11 protein-coding genes and 1 pseudogene are annotated in these 12975 nt (G+C 37.6%); 5 read left to right on the forward strand and 7 right to left on the reverse strand.

From position 1 onward, the window contains the following. Positions 1-62 precede the first annotated feature (62 nt). Positions 63-1231 (forward strand): IS3 family transposase gene (locus tag AB6N04_RS03565; RefSeq protein ID WP_152964394.1). Its coding sequence is split into 2 segments (ribosomal slippage): positions 63-312 and positions 312-1231, totalling 1170 coding nucleotides; the frame shifts between segments, so codons are not numbered across the junction. 135 nt (positions 1232-1366) lie between these two features. Here the strand turns inward: AB6N04_RS03565 and AB6N04_RS03570 are convergent. The 3 genes and pseudogenes from AB6N04_RS03570 to AB6N04_RS03580 all read right to left on the reverse strand — a co-directional run. After that, the gene (locus tag AB6N04_RS03570) at positions 1367-3118 is read right to left on the reverse strand and encodes a hypothetical protein (RefSeq protein WP_369310556.1); all 1752 of its coding nucleotides are present in this window, start codon (positions 3116-3118) and stop codon (positions 1367-1369) included. A gap of 543 nt (positions 3119-3661) precedes the next feature. Continuing rightward, positions 3662-5155 carry a DNA/RNA helicase domain-containing protein gene (locus tag AB6N04_RS03575; RefSeq protein WP_369310558.1) on the reverse strand — a complete coding sequence of 498 codons (1494 nt, stop codon included), beginning with the start codon at positions 5153-5155 and terminating at the stop codon, positions 3662-3664. Between the two features lie 486 nt (positions 5156-5641). Next, positions 5642-6778 (reverse strand): annotated as a pseudogene (locus tag AB6N04_RS03580) (integrase domain-containing protein); the annotation flags it as partial. A gap of 552 nt (positions 6779-7330) precedes the next feature. Here AB6N04_RS03580 and AB6N04_RS03585 point away from each other — a divergent pair. From AB6N04_RS03585 to AB6N04_RS03600, 4 genes are read left to right on the forward strand one after another with little or no spacing between them, the layout of a single operon-like run. Then, a complete protein-coding gene (locus AB6N04_RS03585; protein WP_272516550.1) occupies positions 7331-7525 on the forward strand; it encodes a hypothetical protein in 195 nt (64 codons plus the stop codon). A gap of 11 nt (positions 7526-7536) precedes the next feature. After that, positions 7537-8118: an ABC-three component system protein gene (locus tag AB6N04_RS03590; RefSeq protein WP_272516551.1), complete on the forward strand. Its 582-nt coding sequence runs from the start codon at positions 7537-7539 to the stop codon at positions 8116-8118. Next, positions 8112-8612, forward strand: a complete 501-nt coding sequence (locus AB6N04_RS03595; RefSeq protein ID WP_369310559.1) for an ABC-three component system middle component 5 — start codon at positions 8112-8114, stop codon at positions 8610-8612. Before AB6N04_RS03590 ends, AB6N04_RS03595 begins: the two co-directional genes overlap by 7 nt. Beyond that, a complete protein-coding gene (locus AB6N04_RS03600; protein ID WP_369310560.1) occupies positions 8599-10554 on the forward strand; it encodes an AAA family ATPase in 1956 nt (651 codons plus the stop codon). Before AB6N04_RS03595 ends, AB6N04_RS03600 begins: the two co-directional genes overlap by 14 nt. 196 nt (positions 10555-10750) lie before the next feature. Here the strand turns inward: AB6N04_RS03600 and AB6N04_RS03605 are convergent, their stop codons facing one another. The 4 genes from AB6N04_RS03605 to AB6N04_RS03620 form a co-directional block, all read right to left on the reverse strand. Then, positions 10751-11932 (reverse strand): DUF3596 domain-containing protein, encoded by a 1182-nt coding sequence (locus AB6N04_RS03605; protein WP_369310561.1) that lies wholly within the window; start codon positions 11930-11932, stop codon positions 10751-10753. Next, positions 11887-12096: an excisionase gene (locus AB6N04_RS03610; RefSeq protein WP_068445436.1), complete on the reverse strand. Its 210-nt coding sequence runs from the start codon at positions 12094-12096 to the stop codon at positions 11887-11889. The genes AB6N04_RS03605 and AB6N04_RS03610 overlap by 46 nt, the downstream gene beginning before the upstream one ends. Positions 12097-12140: 44 nt before the next feature. After that, entirely contained in the window at positions 12141-12347 is a 207-nt protein-coding gene (locus AB6N04_RS03615) for a hypothetical protein (protein WP_369310562.1), read from the reverse strand. 442 nt (positions 12348-12789) lie between these two features. Continuing rightward, on the reverse strand, positions 12790-12969 hold the full coding sequence (locus AB6N04_RS03620) for a hypothetical protein (protein WP_369310563.1): 180 nt from the start codon (positions 12967-12969) through the stop codon (positions 12790-12792). Between the last annotated feature and the right edge of the window lie 6 nt (positions 12970-12975).

The raw sequence follows: 12975 nt of genomic DNA on the forward strand, positions 1-12975 counted from the left end.
TAATAAATTTGGCCACCTGAACAGAGGTGATATGCTCACCTCAGAACAACACAGGTGCCTTAATGAAAAAACGAAATTTCAGTGCAGAATTCAGACGTGAATCAGCCCAGCTGGTTGTGGATCAGAACTATACAGTTGCAGATGCCGCGAAAGCCATGAATGTCGGGCTTTCCACCTTGACGCGGTGGGTAAAGCAATTACGGGACGAACGGGCAGGCAAAACACCGAAAGCATCCCCTATCACGCCGGAACAAATTGAGATACGTGAGCTGAAGAAAAAAATTCAACGTATTGAAATGGAAAACGAAATATTAAAAAAGGCTACCGCGCTCTTGATGTCAGACTCCCTGAACAGGTCTCGGTGATCGGGAAACTCAGAGCGCATTATCCTGTGGCCACTCTTTGCTGCGTGTTCGGAGTTCACCGCAGCAGCTATAGATACCGGGAAAACCGGCCTGACAATCCGGACGGCAGGAGAGCCGTATTACGTAGTCAGGTTCAGGAGCTGCACGGCCTCAGTCATGGCTCAGCAGGTGCAAGAAGTATCGCTGTAATGGCAACACACAGGGGCTTCCGGATGGGACGATGGCTTGCCGGACGGCTAATGAAGGAGATGGGGCTGGTGAGCTGTCAGCAGCCTGTTCACCGGTATAAACGTGGCGGTCATGAACACATTGCTATCCCGAACCACCTTGAGCGACAGTTCGCAGTGACAGAGCCCAATCAGGTATGGTGCGGCGACGTAACGTATATCTGGACCGGTAAACGCTGGGCATACCTGGCCGTTGTACTCGACCTGTTCGCAAGGAAACCCGTGGGCTGGGCAATGTCATTTTCTCCGGACAGCAAACTGACCACCAAAGCGCTGGAAATGGCATGGGAAATACGAAATAAGCCATCCGGGCTCATGTTCCACAGTGATCAGGGTAGCCACTATACAAGCAGGCAGTTCCGACAGTTACTGTGGCGATACCGGATAAAACAAAGTATGAGTAGGCGTGGTAACTGCTGGGATAACAGCCCGATGGAACGCTTCTTCAGAAGTCTGAAAAATGAGTGGGTGCCGGTGACCGGCTACATCAGCTTCAGTGAAGCAGCCCATGCAATAACGGATTATATCGTCGGGTATTACAGCGAAGTCAGGCCGCATGAATATAACGGTGGATTACCACCAAACGAATCAGAAAACCAATACCGGAAAAACTCTAAAACCGTGGCCAATTTTAGTTGACCACTACAAGTCGTATAATCTATCCGATCCTTTTGGATATTGTTTAAATCTGATGGTGTTGTAATTTAGCTCCAATAAGCTTATGAAAGCTTTTTAGTATCTGCAATAATTGAACACTACACCAGTGTTCCTCGCTTAGTCCATTTTAAAATTCAGTAGCGCAAACAGCTTATTGCGTTCACTTTCATTGATACATTTTCCATTTTTATACAGCTTCGGAAATAACTTCTCCGGGTGGGAAAACGTAGTTTTTATCGTTGGAGTACCATCTTGTCCGACTAGTTGCTTCGCGTATATATATTGATGAAGACGTTCAAGAGCAAGGTCTTCGGTTCTAAATATCACTTCGATACCGGCTGTCTCAACAGTAGCCTTAGCCTTTGCTAAGCGATTAAAAGACATTATATCAGATAAACAATTCCCGGGTTCAAAATCGTTTTGATAGCCTTTTATTTTTAGCACCCCATTTGCATCTTCACACTCATAAAGCGAGGCAATACAAATAGTAATAGGCGAATAACCCGGTGGAAGCCCTAATCGTTTACCTTCATTAGCGGCTTCTTCGGCTAATTTAAATCGTATGTCTGCATATTTAGAATGTTTTGCTCTTAGTTCGGCGAAATATTCAAGAAATTCTAAACTTTTATCATATAGTTGCTCAGCACGTTCAGATTGAGCATAACGCTCATCCATGTAAACACTGAGCATTTTCTCTAGAATTTCTGCAGGTTCAACAATATTTTCTTTACCCACAAAATCGACAATTGACTCGTAGTTACCTTTAAATACATCAATTAAATCATCTCGACTTAATACATGCTTCTTATCTGTAGCTTTTTCCATCATGGCCAATAAAAATGAGAAACGATAACTTTTAGCAATCAGCCCTCTCAGCTGCCTTACACGCTCCTGCAAAACCTTATTTTGACCACTTTCAATTTTTTTGTATTTTTCAATGATCTGAATGGTACAAAGATCCATCAAAACAATTGGCCTTTGGTTTTTGGGTTGAAGTTTCCGTAATTTTCCCGAATTAAAATAAGCATTAGGAACAACTAATCCATTCTGATTTAATGAAAAAATATGTGTTCGTAGCGAAATCTCACCATACCTTTCAAAATCATAGGGTATATTTTCTTGTCGAATATGCTCATTAAGTCGCTGGTCAATGTCCGAAAATTGACCTTCTATTTCGGCATTCAGCGGGTATGATGAGTGCCAATATCGTTGATACCAGTCACAATCTTGAATTAAATCTGCGGAGCAAGATACATTGAGTAAAAGCGAATTTTCAAAAACGAAATGACTATTAAAATCGATATCATACCCTATATTCACCAAGGTGTGATACCACTGTAAAATAACAGTGAAAAATGCAACTTTTGACGTTAAGGCTAACTTGGGTAACTGCAAATCCCAACCTCGATACCAACCACCATTTTCGGCCGCAATTGTCGCTGAAAATGTCCCATTGGCATTTTTACGAAGTCTAAAACGAAGTTGTTTTGTCGTCAGTTCCCTCAAAAACTGGCTAAAATTCGGGTTAGAAAATGGAATTGCTGAAACGTGCGGTTCCATCGTTTCCGCATAATGTAGTGGAAATAACGTCAAAAAGTTAGGATGATCGGCAATCCCCATATTCGATAATACTTGTTGCTGATGCTTTTTCGCCGTGGCCATCATGGTGCTAAATTGAGGATGACCTAACGATTTCGCTAAGGCATTTAACGCCTGATTTTTTATTGCAGGATTATGCGAATGTGAACAATTGTCACCATCAAATATTTGAGGCAAAAGAAAATCACAAAATGCGTGTGAAATAGGTTTTTGTGAAAGATGAAATGGGTAGACTTCACCATTAATCGGGGTGCGTTCAGAAGTATTCATATTTTTACCTTTAATTTGGCTATGTGATAAAACGGGCCTGACTTACGCGTTTTGATAGCCAATGATTAAAGGATGACAGTCAAAACAAAATAGAGAAGCCATACAGTCAGTGGTCATTTCTCTATTATTAGGATAAACATAAAATTTCGGATAAAGCAACTACTGTTTTTAGTTTCTCAATTCTGCTGGTGATAGGTCAGGGTAATGCGCAATTCCTTTTTCTGGCTTGCGTATCGGGATGATGCTAATAATCACGCATATGGTGTTTGTGGAAATAAAAATATACAATATGTGGTGAATTAAGCTAAATGAAAAATCTAGTGGCGAAACGGAAATTGGCTAAAATCTATCAAACGTCCCAAAAAATAAACTGTGTAGAATGCCCATAGCGACGAGAAAAGACCGTGGATGAGGTCACTCAGGTAGCTGAAAGAAAAAATAGGTAACATATCGTAGGGTGGAAATTTGGGCGATTGCAAAAAAGTGACACTGTAGAGAAGTGTCACTCACGGGGGACAGAATTCTTGAGGAAAATGTGGTAAATCAATCCGTTTGCTGGAATTTGGGGGGATTTAATAGTGTTAAGCAGCGTTCGAGGATAGTGGGATTATTAAGAATAATAATTTTGAGTTGATTACGCGTGCGGGTCATGTTTTGGAATAGCATTTTTACTGCACTGTAATAAGAACGGCCTGAATAGGATAAATCGCCATTTGGTGCATAATAAAAAAATGTATCAATGATGACACCAACTTTATCAAACTCTTGGCCTATAACACTATGAGATTTTTTATTGTAGTGGTCTAAATAGTTCTCATGTGTAGCTATACCATATCTATTCGGTGTTAATTGTAATACTTCCCATCCTTCCAGCTTTAGATATTTTATTGCCAATTTAAGATAATCTAGATTGCTATAATATTCAAAGCTCACATTACCACAATTTAAAACGAAGTCATTTTTATTGTTATTAAAAAAACCTCGAATAAATGAGGCGACTTCTTTATTTGTCCTGATTTTATTGGTTAACCGAAAAATACTAATAGCCGGCAAAGTCTCTATTTTACCTGCAGTGTTATTGAGTGTCTCTGAATTATCTAATGTTTGTAATTTATCAAATGAAAAAATGCATTTACAGTTTGATTGTAATATGTTCTTAATAAAAGAATCAAATTGATGAGGACGCATTCGTTGAACTTCATCAATGACAATGATATCGTAATCATTGACATCGATATTCCCAATCTGTCTTATCGGTAGAATATTCCAGCCTTGTTCATTTAGAATATCTTGTCCTAGATTCAAGTTCCCACAATGAATAATTAGTATTCGTTTGTTATCTGATTGTAAATCATTAGCAATGTCATAAACTAATAGGGTTTTTCCTGTACCAGCACTCCCAATGACTGCAGTAAAATGATTTCCTGAAGGGGTATTTGTTCTGGCAATCACAACCCGTTTGATATCACTTTGTTGCCCTGTTAAAAAATACTGACCGGCTAAAAACTTATCGGTTGAGTTAAAGGGAGAAACCAGATAATTTGATGGGTTAAATAATGAATTTATATTTTCAAGGTTATGGGGATTTTGGTTTGCTAATATATCCTGCAAAACTAAAGGTTCTACTAAAATTAAATCGTTATCCGTTAATAAAAATAACGAATCTGTAGATGATACATAAGTGAAGTTAAAGACTTTCTCATTGAGGAACTTTAAATAATAACGATTTTGGATTAATTGTTTTTTTATTTTTTCTTCGGTACACTCACGCTTTAATTCTATATTAATAATGTAATTATCACCAATTCGGAGTAAGTCAAATTCTTTACTAATCTGAGGAATGCTATAACCAACAAAAAAATGACTAAATATCCGTTTATCAGTGCAGTTATTATCTAGTTTAATAACAAAGTCTTTTAATACTTCGACTTCATCAGGTTTAATGCCGATTCCATGATATTGATAATAACGCGAGAAATAGTCTTCACTTAATGTATTTGCTGCTTGGGTGAGTGAAATTAAGTTAATATGTTTCATTTGGGTTTCCTTACACCGTCATAAAATCGTTTTTTAGTGATTATACGCCATCTTCTCAAAATGAATAAGATAGAAATACGATTAGAATATCTTACTTTACAACCAAAATAAACAGGCTAAAAAGCGACGAAATGACACTTGACCGCTAATAATACATTTGACTAGATTTGAATTGAAACGATGGCGGTATGGAATGAATTAGGGTCAGAAACGTGTGGCTGAAGAACTGAGCGTGGGCGCGTGAAGTTACAATCGGTATGAAAAAATGCAAAACATAGCTAAACTCGTTGAGTTAGCGGCGTTTGCGTTAAGCATAAATTGAAAAAGAGATAGGCTACTTTGCAATGATTCACCAATTCATTATCATCAATTACCGTCACATCTACTAGCGGGAACCGTTGGAGCTACAATTTATTGGCAATATAGACGGTGTATAGCACTGTACTGTTAGTGTACCAGCTCAAATTTGAGCTGGTACAACATAAACTACCCAACTAGAGATATCCCCCTTATCCCTCCTTCAATAATACTCCCCCTATCTGCTTCCTCGATAAAATCAGCCCACCATTGCATCATAGGGCGTCTTTGCTCTAGGTAGTCACTACGGTTATAGGCACGTCTCACTTCGTTTTTATCGACGTGGGCTAGAGCGGCTTCAATCACATCAGGTGGGAAACCTTGTTCATTGAGGGCGGTACTAGCAATTGAACGTAGACCGTGTGAGACTAATACACCTCCGAACCCAGCGCGTTTTAATGCAGCATTGACGGTTTGGCTATGCATGGGTTGAGTAGGCTTGATACGACTAGGAAAGATAAACTCACGATGACTACTTAATGGTTTCATTAGCTCTAAAATAGCTAAAGCTGCGTCAGATAATGGAACAGTGTGCTCACGGTTCATCTTCATTCTAGCGGCCGGTATCTTCCATTCTTTGGTTTCAACGTTGATTTCATTCCAACGGGCTTCAGCGGCTTCGGCAGGGCGGGATATGGTAAGCAGCTGCCACATAAACAAGCATCGAGTCGATAGGCTAATACTAGCTGTACGCATTGTCTGCATGAGCTTTGGCAGCTGATCAGGGGGAATACTTGGCATATTCTTTTTCTTGGGTTTTTCAAAAGCTTTACCAATGTTGATACTTGGTACGGCATCAATTAAGCCAGTATTTTGAGCGTAGATCATCACTTCGTTGATACGCTGACATAGGCGGCGAACAGTTTCTAGCGCACCTCTAGCTTGAACTGGTTGTATTGCTTGAACCAATATATGCGCTTTGATATCGGTAACACTAATATCACCAATAGCGGGGAAGACATCTCTTTCAAGTGAACGCCAGATATCATTACCATAATCTTCGGTTACGGTGGACTTCTTCACTTCCCACCAACGTTCAGCAACTAGTTGAAAGGTATTTGCCTTAGCTTCTAAGGTGTTACGGACTTGCTCTTTATGGTGATCTTGTGGGTCTATCTGCTTAGCGAGTAGTGTTTTTGCTTCAAGGCGGTAACTACGTGCATCAGCAAGACTGACGGCAGGGTAAGACCCAAGGCTCTTTTTAGCTCGTTTTTTAGTGAGAGGGCGAATGTAGCGAAATGACCACAACTTGCTGCCATTGTTTTTAGGCACCTCAAAAACTATAAAGGTTAACGAGGTGCCTATCAAGGTGCCTAAGATGATTGGATTTAATTAGGTGACATCAGACTGTGCAGGACATAAAAAAGCCCGCAACTCATTGAGTTAGCGGGCTTTTCAGTCTTCTTTGGACGTCCTTAGAAGATAATTTGGTGGAGCTGGCGGGAGTTGAACCCGAGTCCGTAATTTTTTAATTGATTGATTATAAAAGAGTATTTTTAGTAATCATCAATCATGTGCACTAGGTGTGCACATGGAGGTCATAGTGTAGTTCTGGTATAGAGTTTTTATTTCAGCAGGTTATCTAACTTTTGATGTTTTTATCTAAGAGTTTTAGGGGGGAGTTTGTTATTTTTGTGATGCCTTATTGAAATTAAAAGCTTGCTAAGAAAAACAATACACTGTATTTTTATACAGCTATGATGCAATGGTATGATATAGATGTTACGCATGTCTATATTCAAAAGCATAGCAGTTGTACATATTATTTATAATAACTATGATGTTAAGTAACTTCGCTTCTATTATAAGGACTTGTAAATGGACTGGGTTACTCACATAGTAAGTTTTATCGTTGGTTTAGGTGCTGGTTGGACATTGCGAATCGCTTTTATCTCTAGAAAAACATCTATAGAGCTTAAAAGCAATGATGCTAACTATAATGTTAGCCAAACTAAAAATAATGTTACTAATGGTAATATTGTTGGACGTGACCAAAATAACTCCAGTCGTTGAGAGGTTAGTCGGTGTTTACAACTCCTCGAGCACAGATACATACACAACAAACTGGGAATCGTGTTGATAATGGTAGCATTGTTGCAGGTGACCAGCATAACCATATCTATGGTAACTCTAAGGTTAATAGAGAGTTACTTGAGCTCTACGAGCGCTTGAGAAATGATGATTTTGGTGAGCGTAGCGCTCAATTCAATGAAAAGCTTAATCATTATTTCACTGCTCAAAATGAAACGGATGTAAGGGGGTTAGACGCTAAGCTTACTGATAGTAATAGAGAAGATTTGTTGTTTGCCGCAAAGATGTTTAAGCAGCAAGCAACTATGGCTATTATGAAAAAGCAAACATCCAAATCAGCTCAGAGAATATTCGTAATTCTTCTTGATAGAATATATTTTGATTTTCTAATGAAAGTTAACCCATTAATTCATAATGACAGTGATCGTATTACTGTCGATTCAAAAATTACAGAAATAATTGAAACCCTATATGAAACTCTAGGGGAAAATCCTCTAGAATTAACACCAACAGATTTGTTGGGTTTATTATTTTTTCTGGGGGGGAATTGTCATATAAGGTGGGATAAATGTTAATTTATCATCCTGCGTTTGACGCATACCATTGTCTTTTCCGAATGATTGCATTGATTGATCATCTAAATACTGCAGAAGTTGATAAAGTAAGAATACTTGATTTTTATATGATTTTTCCAGCTATGATAGCCAATATAAGAATGCCACCCACACAAAGTGGAGCGAAATCTTTGGCCAGAAAATATAAAAATGAGTATAGGGATCCTATTAACTCACTTTCTACCTTTAGAGATATGCATCAAATACAAATGTCAGCTTTGAAATGTCTTGCTGCAACAGGTCTGATAGATTTATCTAAGTTAGAATATGGAGTTATAACAAGAACTACTACAGAGATTCCTAATGATTTATTAATCACCATGCAAAGTTTTCTCAATGATAAGGCTGATATAAGCGATTTTATAATTAATGAACTTTCTCAGTTTGATTTGACAGGTAAAGATGGGTTAAAGGACCGGACTCAATTAATGGAGTATAGATATGACTTTTCTTAGTCCAACATTTTGGGTGAGTGAAATTCGTGTTTTTCAACATGGTCACCAAGCATTTGGTTGTAAGTTTCACAAAGGTGTTAACGTAATAAGAGGTCGCAATAGCTCAGGAAAAACAACAATAATGGATTTATTAGCTTACTCTTTGGGGGCTGAAAATCTCCCTTGGAAGCCTGAAGCTAAAATCTGTACTGAAACCCTCACTGAAGTTTATCTTAATGGCTTGCCTGTATGCTTAAAAAGAGAGTTAAGCCCGCCTGAAATTCAGAAACCTATTAGTTTTTATTCTGGAACTATTGAAGCAGCGCTTAAATCAGCTCCAAATGAATGGATGCGTCATCCTTTTAAGCGCTCGGAGAAAGTTTTAAGTTTTTCGCAAGTTATATTTGATGCGTTAGATATGCCATTAGCACAAGGTGATGGAGCATCAATTTTAACTATGCATCAAATCTTAAGAGTACTTTATGCTGATCAGCCATCATTGCATAGCCCGATTTTTCGTGAGGATAGCTTTGATAAAGCATTGACAAGAAAGACCGTTGGAGATTACTTATGCGGAATTTATGATGATAGTCTATATTCTTCACAGGTTAGGCTTCGACAAGTTGAGATAGACCTTAGCAAAAGTATCAGTGAATTAAAAAGTATTTTTAAAATACTTGGTCGCTCAGGTCAATCTGAAAATATTCACTTTATTAATGAACGTATTGAAGCGCTCAATACAAAAAAAAGTGAATTACTGAAAAGCCTTGACGACATAAGATTAGAACGCACCGAAACTAATACGGATTTACCAGACGATAAGGCGAAGACTAGAGCTATTAGACAGTCTCTGAACAAAGCTAAATCTTTAGAACTGAAAAATCGAGATGAAATAGATAAACTTTCTTTCGTAATAGCTGATATTGAAATGTTTATTACTGAGCTTGAAGCTAGATTACAGAATCTTAATGAGTCAGCTAAAACTAGGGAATATTTTAATGACATACAATTTCAGTTTTGTCCTGGTTGCTTGAGTGAAATTAAATCTGTCGAAAATACAAATTGTTGTAATTTATGTAAAGCCGAATTAATTGAAGGTGAAAATGCACCGCAGTTATTAAGAATGCGTAACGAAATCCAAGTGCAATTAAATGAGTCTAAATATATTTTGGATCATAAAAATGATGAGCTCAAAAAGCACAAAAAAGAATCACCACGATTAAGGAAAGATGTAAAAAGACTCGAAGATGAGTATTCATCTATATCACAAAATTGGCAAACAGCATACGAGATTGAAGTTGAAAAAATATCAAGAGAGTTAGGAGCAGTGGAGGCAGCTATAGATCAGGCTTATGAGCATCAGAAACTAAATACAGTTATTTTAGAATTAGAGAAAAGTAGAAGTGATCTCGAATCTGAAAAAGAAAGGTTAATAAGCTATATTGAATCCTTGGAACTAAAAGAAGATAGTTTAAAATTAGATGTGGCAAAATTAATTGAGTCTAATACTATTAGGCTTCTGAGGTTAGATTTGCCTTTACAGGCTGAGTTTATTGATGCTAAACAAGTTAAGTTTAGTTTTGAAGATAATTCAGTCTCTGTTAATGGTTCTAAAAATTTCTCTGAGAGCTCTGCTGTTATCTTACGTCACGTTTTTCACTTAGCTTTACTTAGTGCATCCATGAATAAAGAGTATATGCGCCTCCCTAGATTTATGATGCTTGATGGAATAGATGATGGTGGTATGGAGAAAGGTCGAAGCCATAATTTGCAAAAAATAATTGTTGAGGAAACAGCAAATTATCAGCATGATTTTCAATTAATCTTTGCAACATCAGAGATAAATCCTGAATATGAAGACACTAATTTAACCGTTGGTCGATATTATAATCCAGAGGCCAGGTCATTAGAGTTAAGTTTAGTTGGCATTGAGCCAAGTTTATTAGATACAGATTCAGCTTAATTATATTTAAATATTTTGGCGCATAAGAATATATGCGCCTTATATATTTTACATATCTAAATAAAATTTATTTTATTTTATTTTATTTTATTTTATTTTATTTTATTTTATTTTATTTTATTTTATTTTATTTTATTTTATTTTATTTTATCTTATAATTAATGTTATATAGGCTATGATATATATTTTTCAGATATCAGTTTGAAAATAAATCTGAAATTTTATTTACTACACTCCCATCATACTCCTTAAGATATCCCCCATAGTGCCTAAACAGCATCTCAGGTCCTTTATGTCCCATTTGTCCTGCTAGCCAAAACAGATTAGCCCCTTGGCTGATATGCCTCGTAGCAAAGGTATGTCTTGTTTGATAAGGATTACGATATCGAATACCCGCTTTTTTCAGCGTTGGCACCCATGCTTTCTTTCTGATTGCATCAGCACCTGCCCAGGCTCTATTTGTTTTTGGGTCTTCAAAAATCACACCATCTTTCAAGAACGTGAATTGTTTCTGCTCATTCAGGGCATTCATAGCTTCATTATTCAATTCAACTTTTCTGGTACCAGCTTTAGTTTTTGTTTTCTTAATAACGCCGACGACGCTGGCGGATTGCACGTGTGCAGTATTTTCTATGAAATCTATATCACTCCATCTCAATGCACATAATTCAGAGCTTCTTAACCCTGTATTAATGGCAAACTGAAATAAGTTTCTCCATTGCTCATATCTTGCCGCAGCGAGTAGGGCAGAGACTTCTTTAGGTGACAATGGGTCAACAATATAACTGCTTTCATTGTTACTGTTATTTGATTGATATCTTGAAGCGGATACAAGGCTTACTGGGTTGATTGATACTATCCCATCGGTAATGGCTTCATCTAGCGAGCTACGCAAAAACGAAAGCTGGTTACGGATGGTTTTTAATACTGTCGTTTGCTTTTGTATCCAGTTTTTTAGGATTGCGGGTGTTAGTGATGAAACATGTAATTGGTGCAAATCAGACAGGGCGCTTTTGCATTTTTTATAACCGCCAATCGTAGAGGGAGATAAATTTCGAGTTTCGCAAATAACTAAATATTCCTCCAAATAATCAATCACTCTTTTTTCGCGATTATTAACGCCAAAAAGTATTAATTTTTTAGAGTTAGGAAAATATTTAGAGTAATTAAAAGTACCTTTTTCAATGTTATTTTGAATTTCAGCGAGTAGCCTTTCAGCGTATTTAATATTTTTATTATCGACGGTTAGTCTAGAGAGGGGCTCTCTACAGAGCGCCCCTCTATAAGTAAACGTGATAACAATAGTTTGGCTGGTTTTGTTGTTACGAACCGTTACCCCTCTTGGTAGTGCGTAGCCTGTTTGTTTTTTCGCGCCCACTTATTCACCTCAGCAATATCAATCCAACGTTCTTTTGAACCTTCAACTTTTAAAACATGTACACCGACTATCCAATATTGCCGTTGTATGCGCTTATTAATGGACTCTGGTGTTTCTCCGTACATATTGCAGTACGCGGAAATAGGCAAACATTCATATAACATAACTTCCTCCTATATCCGCTTGCTTAATGTCGCGGGGAAATAAATCATAGCCTTCTGTGATATTTTGTCTCATCTTGGTCTTGCCTCATCATTAATAAAATAAGTTGGTCAGCAATGTTGCAGGCATGCTTGATATCAGCTTCAGTACATGGTCTGTTTTTTACACTGGCAGCTAGCTTGCCTAACTTAATATCAAACTCGGTTAATAATTGCTCCTCGGGTGCCCAAGGGGCTAATTGTGGTTGTTTCATGGTGGTTATCCATTGGTTTTGAATAAACCACCACAGTAAGAAAAAATGCAGAATAAAACTGATTATGCTTAATCAATTATTGGCTCGAATAATCGCTTCTATAGGATAGCATTCAGATAAAACACCCCGCTGAGTTAGGGCCTCTTTGTCCATTAAACAATTCTGTTCATCGGGATAGGTATAGCCGTTAGATTTATATAAACAATCAGCACCGCTGCAAATTAGCAAGAATAAACCATAAATCATTGTTTACTCCTTTGTAGTTCTGCCTGAGTAGGCAGTATTTCAAGTTTAATATGTGCTGGAAAATCATAAGAAACTTTGCAACGCCTATCCGTTGAAACAAACCCGTGCGAGCCATCGGGTAGGGTTATTTTGACTTCTTGGTCTTTTTGGTGCTCGTGTCTTAGCATTGGTCTTGCCTCGTTAGTGACATGTCACATTAATGGATAACAGCCGGTGCCGTTGGGTAACCCAGTTGAAGTAACAGCGCTTTTTTTACCAGTGATAGCGTTTGTTCTTCTTGGCGAGTGACTTGTTGAGTCGATGCAGTGGTCCACTCAACACTGCATTTATTGTTAGTTTCATCGTGAATAATGATGACTTCTAATTTCATGGCCATAAAAAT

This window comes from Providencia rettgeri (genome assembly GCF_041075285.1).
GTDB lineage: Bacteria > Pseudomonadota > Gammaproteobacteria > Enterobacterales > Enterobacteriaceae > Providencia > Providencia rettgeri_G.

What these genes read in the sequence shown, in the direction of transcription:
- AB6N04_RS03600 (WP_369310560.1), top strand. Translation starts at nt 8,599, where the DNA reads ATGACTTTTCTTAGTCCAACATTTTGGGTGAGTGAAATTCGTGTTTTT.
- AB6N04_RS03570 (WP_369310556.1), bottom strand. Translation starts at nt 3,118, where the DNA reads ATGAATACTTCTGAACGCACCCCGATTAATGGTGAAGTCTACCCATTT.
- AB6N04_RS03585 (WP_272516550.1), top strand. Translation starts at nt 7,331, where the DNA reads ATGGACTGGGTTACTCACATAGTAAGTTTTATCGTTGGTTTAGGTGCT.
- AB6N04_RS03620 (WP_369310563.1), bottom strand. Translation starts at nt 12,969, where the DNA reads ATGGCCATGAAATTAGAAGTCATCATTATTCACGATGAAACTAACAAT.
- AB6N04_RS03615 (WP_369310562.1), bottom strand. Translation starts at nt 12,347, where the DNA reads ATGAAACAACCACAATTAGCCCCTTGGGCACCCGAGGAGCAATTATTA.
- AB6N04_RS03595 (WP_369310559.1), top strand. Translation starts at nt 8,112, where the DNA reads ATGTTAATTTATCATCCTGCGTTTGACGCATACCATTGTCTTTTCCGA.
- AB6N04_RS03610 (WP_068445436.1), bottom strand. Translation starts at nt 12,096, where the DNA reads ATGTTATATGAATGTTTGCCTATTTCCGCGTACTGCAATATGTACGGA.
- AB6N04_RS03575 (WP_369310558.1), bottom strand. Translation starts at nt 5,155, where the DNA reads ATGAAACATATTAACTTAATTTCACTCACCCAAGCAGCAAATACATTA.